The organism is Rahnella aceris, from assembly GCF_011684115.1.
In the GTDB taxonomy this organism is placed as follows: Bacteria; Pseudomonadota; Gammaproteobacteria; order Enterobacterales; family Enterobacteriaceae; genus Rahnella; species Rahnella aceris.
Genome location: NZ_JAADJV010000004.1, coordinates 22,703 through 40,285, shown reverse-complemented (window position 1 = coordinate 40,285; position 17,583 = coordinate 22,703). Strand labels below are relative to the sequence as shown.

At 47.4% G+C, this 17,583-nt stretch carries 21 protein-coding genes; 9 read left to right on the top strand and 12 right to left on the bottom strand.

Annotated features, from left to right (window positions below; translation table 11 throughout):
• Positions 1-47 precede the first annotated feature (47 nt).
• From tuf to bfr, 3 genes are all read left to right on the top strand, one after another.
• The gene (gene tuf, locus GW591_RS18435; protein WP_013573670.1) at positions 48-1,232 is read left to right on the top strand and encodes an elongation factor Tu; all 1,185 of its coding nucleotides are present in this window, start codon (positions 48-50) and stop codon (positions 1,230-1,232) included.
• A gap of 146 nt (positions 1,233-1,378) precedes the next feature.
• Positions 1,379-1,573, top strand: coding sequence for a bacterioferritin-associated ferredoxin (bfd, locus tag GW591_RS18430; RefSeq protein ID WP_013573671.1), 195 nt, complete (start codon positions 1,379-1,381; stop codon positions 1,571-1,573).
• A gap of 85 nt (positions 1,574-1,658) precedes the next feature.
• Complete coding sequence (gene bfr / locus GW591_RS18425; protein WP_013573672.1) at positions 1,659-2,138, top strand: bacterioferritin; 480 nt, start codon at positions 1,659-1,661, stop codon at positions 2,136-2,138.
• Positions 2,139-2,149: 11 nt separating this feature from the next.
• Here bfr and GW591_RS18420 read toward each other — a convergent pair whose 3' ends face one another.
• Genes GW591_RS18420 through gspC form a run of 12 tightly spaced genes read right to left on the bottom strand, consistent with a single transcriptional unit; the run spans position 2,150 to position 13,228 of the window.
• Positions 2,150-2,983: a prepilin peptidase gene (locus GW591_RS18420; protein ID WP_112152600.1), complete on the bottom strand. Its 834-nt coding sequence runs from the start codon at positions 2,981-2,983 to the stop codon at positions 2,150-2,152.
• A gap of 33 nt (positions 2,984-3,016) precedes the next feature.
• Positions 3,017-3,475 (bottom strand): type II secretion system protein GspM, encoded by a 459-nt coding sequence (gspM, locus tag GW591_RS18415; protein WP_166861229.1) that lies wholly within the window; start codon positions 3,473-3,475, stop codon positions 3,017-3,019.
• Positions 3,472-4,647 (bottom strand): type II secretion system protein GspL, encoded by a 1,176-nt coding sequence (gspL, locus tag GW591_RS18410; protein WP_037035602.1) that lies wholly within the window; start codon positions 4,645-4,647, stop codon positions 3,472-3,474. The genes gspM and gspL overlap by 4 nt, the downstream gene beginning before the upstream one ends.
• Positions 4,648-5,634 (bottom strand): type II secretion system minor pseudopilin GspK, encoded by a 987-nt coding sequence (gene gspK, locus GW591_RS18405; protein WP_166861226.1) that lies wholly within the window; start codon positions 5,632-5,634, stop codon positions 4,648-4,650.
• Complete coding sequence (gene gspJ / locus GW591_RS18400) at positions 5,627-6,310, bottom strand: type II secretion system minor pseudopilin GspJ (protein ID WP_166861224.1); 684 nt, start codon at positions 6,308-6,310, stop codon at positions 5,627-5,629. Before gspJ ends, gspK begins: the two co-directional genes overlap by 8 nt.
• The gene (gene gspI / locus GW591_RS18395) at positions 6,307-6,696 is read right to left on the bottom strand and encodes a type II secretion system minor pseudopilin GspI (protein ID WP_112152596.1); all 390 of its coding nucleotides are present in this window, start codon (positions 6,694-6,696) and stop codon (positions 6,307-6,309) included. The genes gspJ and gspI overlap by 4 nt, the downstream gene beginning before the upstream one ends.
• The gene (gspH, locus tag GW591_RS18390) at positions 6,696-7,217 is read right to left on the bottom strand and encodes a type II secretion system minor pseudopilin GspH (protein ID WP_166861221.1); all 522 of its coding nucleotides are present in this window, start codon (positions 7,215-7,217) and stop codon (positions 6,696-6,698) included. The genes gspI and gspH overlap by 1 nt, the downstream gene beginning before the upstream one ends.
• Positions 7,218-7,219: 2 nt before the next feature.
• Complete coding sequence (gene gspG / locus GW591_RS18385) at positions 7,220-7,675, bottom strand: type II secretion system major pseudopilin GspG (RefSeq protein WP_013573680.1); 456 nt, start codon at positions 7,673-7,675, stop codon at positions 7,220-7,222.
• Between the two features lie 12 nt (positions 7,676-7,687).
• Positions 7,688-8,905 (bottom strand): type II secretion system inner membrane protein GspF, encoded by a 1,218-nt coding sequence (gspF, locus tag GW591_RS18380; RefSeq protein WP_166861218.1) that lies wholly within the window; start codon positions 8,903-8,905, stop codon positions 7,688-7,690.
• A complete protein-coding gene (gene gspE, locus GW591_RS18375; protein WP_126124055.1) occupies positions 8,902-10,428 on the bottom strand; it encodes a type II secretion system ATPase GspE in 1,527 nt (508 codons plus the stop codon). Before gspE ends, gspF begins: the two co-directional genes overlap by 4 nt.
• 3 nt (positions 10,429-10,431) lie before the next feature.
• Entirely contained in the window at positions 10,432-12,411 is a 1,980-nt protein-coding gene (gspD, locus tag GW591_RS18370) for a type II secretion system secretin GspD (protein ID WP_037035590.1), read from the bottom strand.
• Complete coding sequence (gene gspC / locus GW591_RS18365; RefSeq protein ID WP_037035605.1) at positions 12,395-13,228, bottom strand: type II secretion system protein GspC; 834 nt, start codon at positions 13,226-13,228, stop codon at positions 12,395-12,397. Before gspC ends, gspD begins: the two co-directional genes overlap by 17 nt.
• 198 nt (positions 13,229-13,426) lie before the next feature.
• On the opposite strand from gspC, the gene GW591_RS18360 reads away from it, so the two are divergent.
• The 6 genes from GW591_RS18360 (at position 13,427) to rplW (ending at position 17,569) form a co-directional block, all read left to right on the top strand.
• On the top strand, positions 13,427-14,947 hold the full coding sequence (locus GW591_RS18360; RefSeq protein WP_225444969.1) for an ExeA family protein: 1,521 nt from the start codon (positions 13,427-13,429) through the stop codon (positions 14,945-14,947).
• A 6-nt stretch (positions 14,948-14,953) separates the two neighbouring features.
• Entirely contained in the window at positions 14,954-15,439 is a 486-nt protein-coding gene (locus tag GW591_RS18355; RefSeq protein ID WP_119261137.1) for a hypothetical protein, read from the top strand.
• A gap of 234 nt (positions 15,440-15,673) precedes the next feature.
• Positions 15,674-15,985 carry a 30S ribosomal protein S10 gene (gene rpsJ / locus GW591_RS18350; RefSeq protein WP_009639175.1) on the top strand — a complete coding sequence of 104 codons (312 nt, stop codon included), beginning with the start codon at positions 15,674-15,676 and terminating at the stop codon, positions 15,983-15,985.
• A gap of 33 nt (positions 15,986-16,018) precedes the next feature.
• Positions 16,019-16,648 carry a 50S ribosomal protein L3 gene (gene rplC / locus GW591_RS18345; RefSeq protein ID WP_013573687.1) on the top strand — a complete coding sequence of 210 codons (630 nt, stop codon included), beginning with the start codon at positions 16,019-16,021 and terminating at the stop codon, positions 16,646-16,648.
• 16 nt (positions 16,649-16,664) lie between these two features.
• Entirely contained in the window at positions 16,665-17,270 is a 606-nt protein-coding gene (rplD, locus tag GW591_RS18340) for a 50S ribosomal protein L4 (RefSeq protein WP_013573688.1), read from the top strand.
• On the top strand, positions 17,267-17,569 hold the full coding sequence (rplW, locus tag GW591_RS18335) for a 50S ribosomal protein L23 (RefSeq protein WP_013573689.1): 303 nt from the start codon (positions 17,267-17,269) through the stop codon (positions 17,567-17,569). Before rplD ends, rplW begins: the two co-directional genes overlap by 4 nt.
• Positions 17,570-17,583 lie beyond the last annotated feature (14 nt).

Sequence of the window (17,583 nt, the reverse complement as noted above, 5' to 3'; positions counted from 1 at the left end):
CCGTGCTCTCTCTTTGAAGGGAGAGCACAAGAGTAAGGAATATAGCCGTGTCTAAAGAAAAATTTGAACGTAACAAACCGCACGTTAACGTTGGTACTATCGGCCACGTTGACCACGGTAAAACTACCCTGACTGCAGCAATCACTACCGTTCTGGCTAAAACCTACGGCGGTTCTGCACGCGCATTCGACCAGATCGATAACGCACCAGAAGAAAAAGCTCGTGGTATCACCATCAACACTTCTCACGTTGAATATGACACCCCGACTCGTCACTACGCGCACGTTGACTGCCCAGGGCACGCCGACTACGTGAAAAACATGATCACCGGTGCTGCACAGATGGACGGCGCTATCCTGGTTGTTGCTGCAACTGACGGCCCTATGCCTCAGACTCGTGAGCACATCCTGCTGGGTCGCCAGGTTGGCGTTCCATACATGATCGTGTTCATGAACAAATGCGACATGGTAGATGACGAAGAGCTGCTGGAACTGGTAGAAATGGAGGTTCGTGAACTTCTGTCTGCTTACGAATTCCCAGGCGACGACATCCCGGTCATCAAAGGTTCAGCGCTGAAAGCACTGGAAGGCGATGCCACTTGGGAAGCGAAAATCATCGAACTGGCAGAAGCACTGGACAGCTACATTCCACTGCCAGAGCGTGCTATCGATAAGCCATTCCTGCTGCCAATCGAAGACGTATTCTCCATCTCCGGCCGTGGTACAGTTGTTACCGGTCGTGTAGAGCGTGGTATCGTTAAAGTGGGCGAAGAAGTTGAAATCGTCGGTATCAAGGACACTGTTAAGTCTACTTGTACTGGCGTTGAAATGTTCCGCAAACTGCTGGACGAAGGCCGTGCTGGTGAGAACGTTGGTGTTCTGCTGCGTGGTATCAAACGTGAAGATATCGAACGTGGTCAGGTTCTGGCTAAACCAGGTTCAATCAAACCACACACCAAGTTTGATTCCGAAGTGTACATCCTGAGCAAAGATGAAGGTGGTCGTCATACTCCATTCTTCAAAGGCTACCGTCCACAGTTCTACTTCCGTACAACTGACGTGACCGGTACTATCGAACTGCCAGAAGGCGTTGAGATGGTTATGCCTGGTGACAACGTGAACATGGTTGTTACCCTGATCCACCCAATCGCGATGGATGACGGTCTGCGTTTCGCAATCCGTGAAGGCGGCCGTACTGTAGGTGCTGGTGTTGTTGCTAAAGTTATCGCTTAATCGCTGATAATTAAGAGCAAAAAAAGGGTGCTTCGGCACCCTTTTTTATTGCCTAAAATTTGTGTGCAAAAGCGTTCAAACTGCATTTGCAATAATAACCATTCTCATTTACAGTTAGTTCAAGATTTATGCGAAGCGTGGTTTATATGTACGTGTGTTTGTGCAATTCAGTCAGTGATAAAACGATCAGACAGGCAGTCAGACGTTACCAGCCGCAAACGTTCCAACAGTTGAGGAGTTTTGTTCCGGTAGGAACGCAATGTGGCAAATGTGTTCGTGCGGCACGACAAATAATGGAAGATGAATTACAGCAAATTCCTGAGTTCAAAAACATCGCGTAAAAATACTTAGTTAAAAAGTGTGCCTTTTTTTTGACTTACTCTGAACCGGATCTACGCTTTAGATACCGGAACGGAGGAGTTACCTATGAAAGGCGATAAAAAAGTCATTGCACACCTCAATAAACTTCTTGGAAATGAACTGGTTGCTATCAATCAGTACTTTTTGCATGCCCGTATGTTTAAAAACTGGGGACTGATGCGTCTCAACGGTATCGAATATCACGAATCCATTGATGAAATGAAACATGCCGATATCTATATTGAGCGGATCCTCTTCCTGGAAGGGCTTCCTAACCTGCAGGATCTCGGCAAACTCAATATTGGTGAAGATGTTGAGGAAATGCTGAAATCTGATTTGCTGCTGGAACTTGAAGGGGCGAAGGATTTACGCGAAGGCATTGCTTATGCTGACTCGGTGCACGATTACGTCAGCCGCGATTTAATGATTAATATCCTGGCGGATGAAGAGCATCACATCGACTGGCTGGAAACCGAACTGGAACTCATCGGGCGTATTGGCATTCAGAACTACATCCAGTCTCAGCTGAAAGAAGAATCCCAGTAATTTCTGCTGTATTAACTCAACATCAGCCAGATTGTTTTGCTCTCCTGGCTGATGTAAATCAGCGCACCAGCCAGTGCCAGGCAGGGTCCGAAAGGCGTTTGCTCTGACATTTTATAAATACTTACCCTTACCAGTGTGAAAACGATCCCCGCAAGCGCGGCGAGAATACACAGATATGGCAACATCTGCCAGCCCACCCAGGCGCCAAGTGCTGCCAGGAGTTTAAAATCCCCGTACCCCATTCCCTCTTTGCCGCTGACTAACTTGACACTCCAGTACAAAAACCACAACGCCAGATAACCTGCGACCGCGCCATATAATGCACTCTGAAGTGTCACGCTGCCGTACAGAGAGTGGACGAGTAACCCGGCCCACAGCAAGGGCAGTGTCAGCCGGTCAGGAAGCAGGTAAGTTGCCAAATCAATCAGGCTTAATGCCAGAAGAAACCAGAACAGTAATAAGGCACTGAATAAACTCAGGGGAGTGGTAAACAGAAACGACAGACCAAGAAACATGGCGGCGCATCCTGCTTCTGTAAGGGGGTACCTTTTAGAGATCGTGGTTTTGCAATAATGGCATTTCCCCCGTAACAACAACCAGCTCAAAACCGGAATGTTCTGCCAGTATTTTAGCGGATGTATACAGGCGGGGCAGTGTGATGCCGGAAGGCTCAGATTAAAGCCATGCTCTGTCAGTTGACCATCGTTCTGAATCATCAGCGGCAAGCGATAAACGACGACATTAAGAAAGCTGCCCAGCAGCAATCCCAAAACAGCGACGCAGGTGTGATAAAACCCGTCGGGTAATGATGTGATATAAGACAATTGCTGCCATCCTCCGTCCATGCTAAATATCTTCCTTGTTATGACATCTGCCCGTTAACGCAGTGTGAGTTGAGGAACACTGACGCTTCCTGTTGGTCCGTTACCTGTCACTATTGAGATGGCCACGACCTGAATACCGTATTCCTTATTGAGAATTTCAAGCCAGCGTAAAAGGGTGGTGTAAGGGATCTGCTCAAAGCTTAGGGCGACTCCCCGCTCATTCTGAGTAGTCTTAGGAAGTTGCAGGGATAAACCTGCCGCTGAGGTGTTAATAGCTTCCGTCAGCTTTTCTGTCTTAACAGGCAGTCCGGAAGGTGCCCCGAGACGCTGGGTTTGCTGAATCATCCATTCAAGCTGGTGATGTTGTGTGTTGACCCGTGCACGGGATTGGGCGATCCGGTTGTTGAGCGGGGTTAAAATACCGTACCAGATGCAAGTTACTGCCAACAGAAAAGCGGCAACCAGTATCAGCCATCTTTCCCGTTCATTTTTAAGCATCAGCCACTGTTTCATGATTTACTCCGCTGAGTTAGCGTGGCGGTGATACCCGCTGATGACGTGGCTAACTTAGAAATGGCAAAGTGAAAATCGCTTTCGGTCCGTTCGACGAAATCATCAATCGCCGCCCGGTCACCCGTAGTAATCTGCAGAGTGAACTGTTTCGTCTCTTGCTGAAAATCTAATTTATCTATGTCAATTTGCGGGCTCTGCCCATGATAAGCAGTGAGTTTTGCCAGTGCAGGAAGAAAGGCCGTAGGTGCCTTTTTCATATTTTGTTCAAAATAGAACTTCAGATTACGGGTGTGTTTGTCCTGCGGAAACCAGGTTTGATGAAGTGCAAGCATCTCTTTTTTCAGTAATGATTCTTGCTGAGAAATCTGCCACCAGGTGAAAAGTTTGGCGCCGATAATCACTAGCACAGTGAGTATCGCCATGCTGGTTGCCACCCGTAGCAGATGACGTTCCCAGGCGGATTCTTCTTTGCGCACGGCGAACTCGCCCTGCAGCAGATTCACTGCTGACGGACAGTTATTCTTCATCATAATCAGGGGATGAAAAGGCAGATCAGCGCGCACCCAGCCAGGAGAAATCGATTTCTCATCTCCGTAGTAATGTAATGTCTCCGGCGTTGCGATTTTAAGTAGGGTATCGAGTAATACCTGCTCAACCTGGCAGCCTGAATATTCCGACTGTCGAAGGAGCCACTGCTTATCAAGCTTCATTATCGACCAGCCTTCTTCATGCCTGGGCAGCAGCAAGGCATCAATATAAATGTGCCTTATTGTCAGCCCTGCATCGCTAAATAGCCGAAGCCAGTTTCTTAAATAATCTGATTCAATACCCGCCACAAAGAGTGTCTGTTTTTCTCGATAAAGCTCAACCCAATGCAACGTATCGACATCGCTGGCAATACTTTCTTCAGTAAGATGGCCAATCATCTGGCGAGTAATTTTGTTTGCGTGTTGAGGCAGAGCGATCTGACGGAAAACTATTTCACTGGCCGGGATGAACAGACAAACATTACGTGCCGCAGGTTGTGTGGCGAGTTCTGATAAATGTTCGGTATCCGGCAGGCAATGGATATCGTTGTCACATTCTGCCTTATCCGTGAACCAATAGAGTGAGTGCTCTGGCGTAGTACCAGCCCTGATAAACAGCCTGTTGGCCAGATGAAGTTGTTCCATTTACTCAATTACCCGATAGCGACGTTGATAAATTTTGATTTTTGAATCCTGTGGATTGAATTGCACAAAACTGCTCATAGCATTTTGCTGTTCTTCAAACCGGCCTAGCGTATAGAGGACGAAGTATTGGCTGCGTACCGTCAGCAGCGGTTTTAATTCGCTGCTTTGGATTTCCAGACTAAAACGCTGTTTCTTCGCCTCTTTCAGAAAAGCGTCAACAGAAACCCAGCCTCTGCGCGGTCGCGCTGAAATTAATCTGATTGCATCCTCCTGATTAATACCGCCAAGAAATAAGGCGCTTAACAGAGGAGCCTGTTCTTCGGTCAGCATATTCACATTAATTTGCTGAAACTCTTCGGGGAGAGTGCAAAGCTGATGTCGGATTTTTTTGAGTGGCAGAAGAGGGAGGTCGGGCAGCAGCGCCAGCTCATTCAGGGAAAAAAGACGTTGATTAGCTGCAGCGCGGGGCGGTATCAGCGTTTCGTAATACTCGGATTCCGCACCGGATGTTCGGGTCTCGTTATCGGCATCAAGATAATCGCTGAGGGTATCAGCGAACCGCTCGGTTTCAACGGATGTTGCCTGCGCATCAAGAAGAAGTTGTTTCAGTACCTGCGTATTGTATGGTTCACCCTCTATCGTCGTGTCAGGCTCGTTATTACGCAGGCTGTTAATGTTAAAACAGTTTTGTCCATCAGCAATAATATAGTCCACTGAAAATCCATCCTGGCCGGTGAAGTGGCCTTGCTGAACGGCAAACTGATCGAGGTTGTTTTGAACAGGGTTTTCGGTAAGTTCTTTTTTCAGTCTCGGCAGGGCGATTTCTTCAGCGGCAAAGGTTAGCCAGCGTAATTGCTGTTGATTGAGTAACCAACTTTGGCGGTGCTGGCTGACCTGAAATTGCAGCGTCATTTTTGCCGCTAATGCAGCCATGATGGCAAGGATCATTAAGACGATCAGTAGCGCCACACCTTGTTGCTTACTCATCGGTGGTGTTCTCCCCGTTTAAGGGTATCGGAGCTGCGGATTCAGAACTTGCTTGCTCAGACGGCTTATCAACTGACTCTGCCTTCGTCTCCTCAATTATTTGGGGCAGGAGGAATAACCGGCGTATTTCACCCATATCTTCCAGCGTGACAATGAGTTCGATGACTTTTGGAAAAGAATCCGTTTTGCTCCAGCTGTTGGTCCAGCCGCCGGAATAGAATCGCCAATGCAAAGAACTTACGCCTGTCAGCAGGGTAAAGGGCGTTATCGCTGATGAATCAGTCAGTGGCTGGGACGGAAGAGATTGTGCGCTGCGCGTCAGTGTGTGATCGGTAAATGTCCAGGTAACCCGTGTAAGATCACTGGCAGACAAGGGGGCTGATGCAGAATAACTGCCAATGGTTGTAAAACTTAATGAGGTCTCAGAGGCTGATAAAAGAGCTCCTGCCACATCGGTTTGCCGTGGCAATATCTGGATCAGATCCCGTTCCAGCAAAGAAAATGTAGTCTGAATTCCGGTCAGTCTTGCCGTGTGTTCTTGTGTTATTTCACTGTTTTTAACTGATGCGGAAAGGATCTGATAGGCCAGCAGGCTGAGAAGCGCAAATATCGTCATCGCAATCATGACTTCTATCAGCGTGAAACCTTGTTGTTTGGCTGTCTGCTGGCTGCTCATGGCTTCTCTGCCATTATCTGAGTCCAGCGGCTCACCGAAAGGATCGGTGAAAGGGCATCTTCTACCTGAAGAACGCGTACCTGGTTCTGGCTAATGTTGTTCTCTCTATCAAGGGTATGTTGCTGTTCAACAAACCATTCCTGCCCGGCTAGTGTTACTCGTCTTTTTTCTTTTTTTTCCGCTTTGATCTGTGTTTCTATCAGCGTATTTTCAGCAACCCAGCTGGCAAAGAGAGAAGTTCGAAAATGATCTACTGCGCTCATTTGCGAACTCAGGCTATTCAGTAATGCCAGAGCCGCCGTGGCGAAGATGCCGAGGGCAATGATTACTTCAATCAGAGTCATACCTTGCTGATTTTTAACACTACACGTTGAAGATATACGCATTATTTTCCAGACCTTCTGACATTGAATATCAGTGGCAGTCGTCCTTCAGAAATGATGCTGCAACAGGCCGGTTCAGATGCAGAGGAAGAAAAACTGAGTTCAAAGACTGAAAGTGTTCCGTCGGGCATAAAAACAATTTGTGGTGGGCGGTTGATAGATTTATTGAGGGATAAAGGGCTGAGCGAAAGGGTTTCATTTTCCGCAAATTCACCGCTGACAGGCATGCGGGAAGATTCAATTTCTTGCCACTGAGGCTCACGTGTTAGTGGAATCAACGTTAGCGTGCCACCTAAAATCACAAACCGATAAGCGCCGGCCGTTAAGGAAAGCCCGAGCGGTTTTCCTTCCAGCACTGCGCGCTCAGCAGCATATTCCATCACTGTTTTCATTTGCTCGGCGCGTTGGATTTGTGAGTTGTCAGACGGTAAAACCATGACCACAACCCCTGCGGCAATGGCGAAAATGGCCATTACCATCAGTATTTCCAGCAGCGTAAAGCCGGATTGTTTGACCGCAGACAAGGTTAGTGATCCTTCTCAACCCAGTTCTTTATGTCATCTGCGGTGTTGGGCTCACTGTCAGGCCCGGCAGAAAAGACATCGATAGCCCCATGTTCACCTGGACTGACCAACATGTATTCGTTGCCCCAGGGATCGGCGGGCAAACGCTTTATGTATCCATCGTTACGATAATTGGCAGGTAGCGGGTTGATCGTGGGCAGGGTTACAAGGGCTTCAAGCGTTTGTTCGGTTGTTGGATAGCGATGGTTATCCAGCTTATACATGTCGAGGGCGTTCTCGAGGGCGACAATATCGCTGACGGCTTTTTGGGTATCTGCTCTTTCTTTGTTGCCCATTACATTAGGAACAACGAGCGCTGCCAGCACCCCGAGAATGACGATAACCACCATCAGTTCGATTAATGTAAAGCCTTGTTGCTTCTGAGTGCCAATGTACTGATTTTTTTGAATGTTTAACATGGAATGATACCTTTAACTGACCAGATTATTAAGCTGGAGAATCGGTTGTAAAATCGACATGATGATGAATAAAACAATACTGGCCATAGTGACAATCAGCAGTGGTTCAAATAGCGCCAATACCATTGAAAGCCGGTGTTGCATCAGCTTGTCCTGATTGTCAGCCGCGTGTGCCATGAGCTCGCCAAGACGTCCGCTTTGTTCACCGGAAGCAATCATGTAGAGCATCATGGGTGGGAAGAGGCGGGTTTGTTCCAGAACAGCAAAGAGCGAGCTGCCCTGACGAACATGTTCTGCCGCTTGGGTAAGTAAATAATGGATCCGACGGTTAGTTATCCCTTCTGTTGAGATTTTCATCGCATCAAGTAAAGGAACGCCGCTCGATTGCAAAATACTGAGAGTCCGGGCATATCGGGCACTATTGATGGCCCTGATCAGTGGCCCTAAAACGACAACACCGAGCAACGCCGTATGAAAACGCATAAGATTATGCTTACGGCGCAGAGCCAGCCTGAAGGTAGCGATGAAAGCGATAACCACTATGGCAATCACCCACCATGTATGTTCCAGGAAACCACTGACGCCAATTAAAATACGGGTGGAGATGGGCAGCGTATGTTTCATATGCACAAACTGTTCAATGATTTGCGGGACGACGGCAACCAGCAAAATAACAATCACTAGAATGGCAATGATGGTGAGCATGGCCGGGTAAATCATGGCTTGCGACAACTTGCTTTTGATTTGCCGGCGGATTTCATAATAATCCGCCATTTTTTCCAGTACGGTGCCGAGTTGTCCGGTTCGTTCACCTGCCGTGACCAGTGTTCTGAACATCGGATCAAATAGGCGAGGAAAATCAGATAATGCATCGGCTAGCGTATGTCCCTCCACCACTTTGTTACGCACAGCGGTCAGCACTTGCGTGAGTCCAGCGTGCTCGGTTTGGCGGGCAATAACGGCAAGTGCGGCTTCTACGGGCAGGGCTGCATTGGTTAATGTGGCGAGCTGACGTGAGAATAGTGAAATGGCATGTGAAGGGACACGCGTTTTCAATCCTTTATTTTTACTATTTAGAGTTGTCAGCGAGTTGCCCACCTGCTTTATTTCAAGAAGCGTTAAACCCCGCTCGCGGACAATCTGGCGCGCCAGGCGGAGAGAATCGGCATCAATTACTCCTCGCTGCGTCTTGCCCGTCGGGGTGATTGCATGAAAGGCGAAGCGGCTCATGAGGGCGTTCCCCGTGTCGCTATCTCTTGTTCGGCAGTAACTCTGATCACTTCTTCCAGCGTAGTCTCGCCGCTAATGGTTTTAAGCAGTCCATTTTCCCGCAAGCTTCGGGCAGTTTTGCGATGAATGTTCTCAATGGAAAATTCATCCTGATTCTCATGAATAGCCTGACGTATAGCGTTATCAACAACCATGCATTCGTGGATAGCCACCCTGCCTTTATAGCCCGTGAAATGGCATTGAGAACATCCGACGGCTTTAAAAACAGTGGCTGGTGGTTCAGGCAGAAAGTGGAATAAAGGAATGTGAGACACATCTAACGGGGACTGTCGGGTACAATGCGGGCAAAGGCGTCGCACGAGTCGCTGAGCCACCACGCCTAATAATGAGGAGGCGAGAAGGAAGGGCTCCAGACCCATATCCCGTAAACGGGTAATGGCACCGACGGCACTATTTGTATGCAATGTTGACATCACCAGATGGCCGGTCAGTGAAGCCTGCACCGCGATTTGAGCTGTTTCATTGTCGCGGATCTCACCGACCATGACTACATCCGGGTCCTGACGCAAAATCGCCCGCAAACCGAGCGCAAATGTCATTTCTACACGGGGGTTAACTTGCGTTTGCCCCACGCCCTCCAGTTCATACTCAATCGGGTCTTCGACAGTAAGAATGTTACGCTCGTTATTGTTGAGTGCAGAAAGAACTGCGTACAGAGTCGTGCTTTTACCTGAACCGGTCGGCCCGGTGACCAGAATGATCCCGTGAGGTTTACGGATTAATGCCGATAGCTGTTGTTCGTCCTGTGGAGACAGACCAAGTTGTGGAATCTCAAGACATAAATTATTTTTATCCAAAAGGCGCATCACCACACGCTCACCATATTGAGCTGGAATGGTCGATACGCGGATATCAATCGCCCGGTGACCGATACGTAACGAAATGCGACCATCCTGAGGTAAACGTTTTTCAGCGATATCCAGTTTCGCCATCACCTTGATGCGCGATACCAAGAACGGTGCCAGCTTGCGAGCCGGTTGCAGGATTTGCCGTAAGACGCCATCGATACGAAACCGAATACTGAGCATGCGTTCGAAGGTTTCGATATGGATATCCGAAGCACCCTCTTTGACTGCTTCAGAAAGCACCGCATTAATAAGACGGATGATCGGCGAATTTTCATCACTGGCCAGTAAGTCTTCGTTATCAGGTAATTCCTCAGACAAAGACAGAAGATCGACCTCGTTATCGATATCATCAATGATTTGTTGTGACTCGCCGCTGCTACGCTGGTAGGTTGCTGATAACTTTTCATCGAACAATGTCGTTTCCACTATTTCGACCGCCGTTATTTCACCCATGATCCGACGTACTTCGAGCAGTGTTTCCACTGAAATGTCCTGTCGGCAAAAAAGCACGTTATCAAGCAGCGTTACGCCTTTTTGTTTGGCGTAGGTATAAGGCAGAACAGGGGAGGCTTGTTCCACAACGGGTCTATATAGCACTTCGTTATCACTGTTCATGGCTTATCCACTAAACGGATTACGAGGTTTGCCGTCATCAGGCGTGGTGGATATGGATGCTTTTGGCACATTGTTCCCAGGATAGTCAGGCAAAATAGAACGAGTATTTGGCGTGAGCAGATCCTGATGGTCCTCATCCTGACGCGTTTTTTGAATTTTTTGAAAGTGCGAATATTTCTTATTGGAAATGGAAGAGTAAACCTCATCATCACGAATAATGGTCGGCCTGATAAACACCATCAGATTACGTTTTGCTGATTCAGTGCTGGTATAGCGGAACAAATTGCCTATCCACGGAATATCACCCAACAGAGGAACTTTGGATTTGGTTTCTTTGGTACTGTCATCCAGCAAACCGCCCAGGACTACAGTTTCACCCGTACGAACCAGCACGGCATTGGAAATGGTTCGGGTATTGAAGGTCGGGCCAAGACTAGAGTTAGTTGAAGTATCAACGCTGGAAACTTCCTGTTCGATTTCCATCAGCACAGAGTCACCTTCATTGATCTGCGGAGTGACCTTTAATTTTGTGCCGACGGTTTTGTAAACCACGCTGCTATAAATGTTATCGCCAGATGTGGTTTGTGAGCCGGACAGGGAGGGGACTTCCTGACCGACGTTGAATGAGGCTTCTTTATTATCGAGAGTGACAATGCTTGGGGTAGCAAGAATATCGTTTTTATTACTGGTGGATAACGCAGTGAGTAAGACGTTCCAGTCACCGCTAAAGAAGCCTGCGGTCATGCCATTGAAGGTCTGCAAAGTGCTGCTCAGAGGATTATCGCTGCTGATAATGCCCTCTTTTTTGTACTGGCGAACTCCGGCCGCAACGGTCGATATTGGCGCGCCGGTTCCGGTAAATTGTGTTCCGCCAACCTGGTTGTTGCTCCACTGGATACCCAGATTAAGCCCGTTGCCATCCTGTACTTCGACAATAATGGCTTCGACTAACACCTGTGCACGGCGGATATCGAGCTTGGTGATGACCTGTTCGAGTGACTGCATCACATCCTGCTGTGCAGTAATGACGATGGAGTTTGTTTGTTCATCTGCAGTGATGCTCATCGGCTTGTTAGACGCGCCGGAAGGCTGAGCTGTTTTGCCTTCTTTCATCTCTTCTGTGATGCCAGTAAGTACGGGAACGATTTTTTCCGCTTTGGCATATTTCAGATAGAAAACACGCGTATTGCCCTGAGATGACTGGTCTTTATCAAGCTGACTAACCAGTTTTGCTGCGCGGCTGCGCACGCCTTCTGGCCCGCTGATGATTAGGGTGTTGGTTCTCTCATCCGCGACGATTTTGGCTTGTAATATGGACGATGATTGTCCTTTAGATTCCTCGCGAACCAGGTTGTTCATCATCTCAGCCATTTCCGGGGCAGAAGCATATTTTAGTTTAATGGTTTGCCTTTGCTGGTCACCCATCGCGTCAACGCGTTCGACAAGCTTAATAAGCCGGTTGACCACAGATGCCCGGCCCGTCAGAAGCAAAACATTGGAAGGTTCGTAATGAACAACATTCCCTACTCCGGTACTGTCATTCATCTGGCGAAGCAAAGGTGCCAACTCTCTGACCGGCACATTAAGAAGCGTTACGACGCGGGTGATAATTTCATCTCCCTTACCGGGGCTGTTTTTGTCTGCAATGGGCACGCCAGACATTTTCGCATTCGCTGAACGTACGACCTTCAGTAGCCCGTTATCCATGGGGATCACAGCAAAACCATAGACATCCAGCACGCTGAGAAAAAATTGATAGTATTGTTCTTCATTCAAAACATCATAACTTCTGACAGAAACAGTTCCCTGCACGGATGGATCGATAAGGATAGTTTTATTCAGATTTTTACTTACCGTATCAATAAACTCTTTAATATCCGTGCCCTTAAAGCTCGCAGTAAACTCTTCCGCGTGTACAATCCCTGGAAGTGTGGCAAATAATATGCATGCCTTTACTAGGAGAGAGTTAATGAACTTCTTCATGACTTTCTGTATCCAACGATGTTTCGATAGTGGCTAGATTTATATAGATATTCTGAAGTTGATTTTCTCTCAGAACGGTAAGTTGTACATCCCTCAGGCTTGCCAGTTGTTCAATGTATTTATCTGCTGTTGCAGTGTCGTCGAGAGATTGCCCATTTATTTTGATGACGAACTCGCCTGGAATAAGTCCCGCTCTAAGATAAACATTGCTGCTCGTTTTGGGATTGAATCTATAACCTGTAAGTTTCTCATCTTTATATACGGGGTTGGCAACTAAATAATGCATTAAGTATTTTGCGTGTTCTTTGTTTGCCCTCTGTTTTTGTGGTTCTGGGCGTTTATTATCCTGAGCTTTATCACTGAGGTATAAAATCGCTGTTCCCTTGGGGGTGCGTATTAAAACTTCGTCTGGTTTTACTGACTGCAAGTAAGCGTTTTCCACATCAGCAAGCTTTTCACCTTCACGGTAACTATGCTGACCCGTTGGTCCTTGAAGAATAGCCAGTGAGCGCCGACTGTCAGTACTTGTCAGAACTCCCTTAAGGAATAAGGGAAGCTTAACGCTAGTCGCTGGTGATCGAGTTACCTCTTTAATCACTGCATTTCTGCGTTTTTCAAATAGTGTGCCGGGTATATTGATAAAAATTTTGGCGTCGGTGGAGGTCTTGGGCAGGAACCCAAAACTTTCCCTGCTATTTAGCACAGTAACAGCGATTGTTGAGCAACAAATCATTGTGAGTATGAATGTAATGACAATAAACATTCCTGTCTTCAATGATAGCTTTGGCCGATGCCCTTTATTCCAGATGGCATGCATGTATTGGATCATTCCCTTGTGCTTTCGTTATTCCAGTGGGTTACTTATTAGGCTATATTATACGCAGAAAAACATTGATTCACATTAATACATGTTCAATACGAATGAGGTTGTGTTTCTTGATTTTCAGATTTATTCCTCTTTCGGTTTTTTATTTAAAAACATTCATTGAATGTATAAATGGTTATGGGTATTGGTATGTACCGCGATTACTTTAATTTTGTCACGCTTCCCTTTTTGGAAGGTAATTATTTCAATAATATACGTTTGTTGGCCGCTCAGGATTTTATTCTGCAGAAGTTGAGTCAGGGAGGTATCGCGATAATCGGTGGTAACAAAGGTGTTGGTAAAACGCGACTGGCGCACGAGATTGCCAGAAAAAGTCAATGCCGGGTATTGAATTTAAGTGCAGCGTCTTTGAATGGCGCAGACAGTGAAAGCCTTGGACAATTACTAGCCTTTTGTTTTCATTTAAAGAAATGGCAAACATTACCAGCCTCGATTCTCACTATGCGAATTGCAGAATCCTTTGTCCACAATGAGGACCCCGCAGAGCCCTGGTTGGTCGTGATCGATAATGCTGAAAACCTCACGGCAGAAAGTTATGAGTTTTTACGTACATTCAAAACTTATCCACAATCTCTGCGTGTCTCATTCCTGCTAGTAGAAGAACATAAGGGGAGTAAAAGCCGCGGCAGGCGCCATAAGATGGGGCTACCATATGCGGTTTACTCTCTGTCTCCAATGAGTCTCGCAGAAACCTCGGACTATCTGTCCCAAAGGATGCAATCAGCCGGAGGGGAGCCAACCCTTTTTAACAAACCACTCGTTAAATTGTTGCACACTGCCGCTGGTGGTAAGTTTCGGCTTATTAATGAACTGGCAACAGACTCATTGAACAGCGCATATGCAGAAAAAACACAGTCAGTCACTTATCGGCAAATGAAAGTCTGCCTCGAAGCCCGAGGACTGACGCCTGGCAAAAGGAAATGTCTCACGTTTCTCATTGCGTGTTACATGCTTTTGGGCAGTGTTTTGGGATGGACTTATTTAGGCTATGCAAAGCCATACCTCCCGCTGTTGGCGACGTTTTCCGAAAGGCTGCATGAAATCCCTGCTGCGGCCAAAAAACTGAGTGATGTTGGAAGTAACGAGCGTAACGGAATGCGTCAGCTCTTTCAGGTGTGGGGTTATGACGTGCCAACTAATGATGCGTTCTGTGATCAGGCCGTCCGTGCACAGCTCACCTGTAAAAAGGGTAAGGCAACCTTAGAGACCTTAGTCCAGGACGGAATTCCCTGGTTAAGTCCGATTACAGCAGATAAACAGACCGTGTACGTTACCGTTGTGAAGGTCACTGATGAGGAGTTAGATATTCTTATTAAAGATGAGACGTGGACGGTTCAGCGCAGCTGGTTTAACGAAGTTTGGGGTGGCGAATATATTCAGTTATTCCCGCAGACTCCGAGCGGTAAAAACGCCATCAACAATACAAGCCCTGAAGCTGACACCGCTTGGTTAGATATGACACTGAGCAAAATCCTGAACCTGCCATTCGGTAAAACGGGTCAGTGGGACAAAGATTTGATCAGGAAGGTTAAATTATTCCAACAACGGGAAGGTCTTATTGTTGATGGAAGGGTAGGTAAGGGCACACTGATGCAAATCGCTAAACGTACCGGCAACATGCCCGTGCTGCTTACAGAAGAAGAGCTCTAGGTTAAAATGCAAAACATTCATTTATCGGCTTACACAAGCCATTTAAACAAACAAAAAGTGAAGGTGGTAGTGCATCGCCCGCTCAGAAAAAGCCTTTATTCTCTGGGATTAGGTTGCCTATGCTTGTTGGCAGGTGCGATGGCAGGGGCTTATCTTCATATAAGTTATCTTAACTGGCAGAGTTACCGGATAAGTGTCAGTGAAGAATCCCGTCTTCCTTATAAGCAATCCCCCTTACATTACATCTATCAGGACAAAGCGATGCCTGCTGTTAGTCAGTCGGCCGATAGTGATGACGATACAAATGCTGATGAACAACTGCTGGAAGATACTTCATCTATGGAAAATGAGGCTCCGGAAGAGGCGCCGACAGGCGAAAGCGATGAAAGTCAAATCATGAAGTTAGATGAGGGAAGCCCGGATATACCATTACAAGAGTGGTTGGAAAAAGCGATGTTGGAACAGCAACAAGAAGAGAAGAGCGCAAAATAAAAGCATTTTTTTTGTAGTTCGGATTGCTTCTTACTGGTGTTTAAGTATAATGCGCGGGCTTACCTAATCTTGGTAGGCCTGGTTCAATGAGAATCAGATGGCCGATAAGTTTACTTGCCGGTCAACAATACTCCCGATATGGGGGTTATGTGAAGAACGATTACACTCTCCCATCAATCGAAATGGGTTTGAGGAGTAATCATTTACGTTTAAAATAATTGGAGCTCTGGTCTCATGCAGAACCAAAGAATCCGTATCCGCCTGAAAGCGTTTGATCATCGTCTGATCGATCAATCAACTGCGGAAATCGTTGAGACTGCGAAGCGCACTGGTGCGCAAGTTCGTGGTCCAATCCCGCTGCCGACCCGCAAAGAGCGCTTTACCATCCTGATTTCTCCGCACGTCAATAAAGATGCGCGCGATCAGTATGAAATTCGCACTCACAAGCGTCTGGTTGACATCGTTGAGCCAACCGAGAAAACCGTTGATGCTCTGATGCGTCTGGATCTGGCTGCTGGTGTAGACGTGCAGATCAGCCTGGGTTAATCAGGGTCATTGAGCGATTGAGAGGTTGAAACAATGATTGGTTTAGTCGGTAAGAAAGTGGGTATGACTCGTATCTTCACTGAAGATGGCGTTTCTATCCCTGTAACCGTTATCGAAATTGAAGCAAACCGCGTTACTCAGGTCAAAGATCTGGACAACGACGGTTACCGCGCTGTGCAGGTTACTACTGGTAGCAAAAAAGCTAACCGTGTAACCAAACCAGAAGCGGGTCACTTCGCTAAAGCTGGCGTAGAAGCTGGCCGCGGTCTGTGGGAATTCCGCCTTGCAGAAGGTGAAGAGTTCACTGCAGGTCAGAACATTAGCGTTGAAATTTTCGCAGACGTTAAGAAAGTTGATGTTACCGGTACTTCTAAAGGTAAAGGTTTTGCTGGCACAGTTAAGCGCTGGAATTTCCGTACCCAAGACGCTACCCATGGTAACTCCTTGTCTCACCGTGTTCCGGGTTCTATCGGTCAGAACCAGACTCCGGGCAAAGTGTTCAAAGGCAAGAAAATGGCAGGCCAACTGGGTAACGAGCGTGTAACCGTTCAAAGCCTGGACGTAGTACGTGTTGACGCTGAGCGCAACCTGCTGCTGGTCAAGGGTGCTGTTCCGGGTGCTACCGGTGGCAACCTGATCGTTAAACCTGCTGTTAAGGCTTAACGTCGAGGAGATAGGAATGGAATTAGTAGTGAAAGACGCGCAGAGCGCGCTGACTGTTTCCGAAACTACCTTCGGGCGTGATTTCAATGAAGCGCTGGTACACCAGGTCGTTGTTGCTTATGCAGCAGGTGCCCGTCAAGGTACTCGCGCTCAGAAGACCCGTGCTGAAGTAACCGGTTCCGGTAAAAAACCTTGGCGTCAGAAAGGTACTGGCCGTGCGCGTTCAGGTTCTGTAAAGAGCCCGATCTGGCGTTCCGGTGGTGTAACCTTCGCTGCAAAGCCACAGGACCACAGTCAAAAAGTAAATAAAAAGATGTACCGCGGCGCGCTGAAAAGCATCCTGTCCGAACTGGTACGTCAAGATCGTTTGATCGTTGTCGAGACGTTCTCTGTAGAAGCGCCTAAAACTAAGCTGCTGGCACAGAAACTGAAAGACATGGCTCTGGAAGACGTGCTGATTGTAACTGGCGAAGTCGACGAGAATCTGTTCCTGGCCGCACGTAACCTGTACAAGGTTGACGTTCGCGATGTAGCAGGTATCGATCCAGTAAGCCTGATCGCCTTCGACAAAGTAGTTATGACTGCTGACGCTGTGAAGCAAGTTGAGGAGATGCTGGCATGATTCGTGAAGAACGTCTGCTGAAAGTGCTGCGCGCGCCGCACGTTTCTGAAAAAGCGTCTACTGCGATGGAAAAGAACAATACCATCGTTCTCAAAGTTGCCAAAGACGCGACTAAAGCGGAAATCAAAGCTGCGGTTTCGAAACTGTTTGAAGTCGAAGTCGAAGATGTGAACACCTTGCTGGTTAAAGGCAAAGTTAAACGTCACGGTCAGCGTGTTGGTCGTCGTAGCGACTGGAAAAAAGCTTACGTAACCCTGAAAGAAGGCCAGAATCTGGACTTCATCAGCGGCGCTGAGTAAGTCGGAGGAGTAAG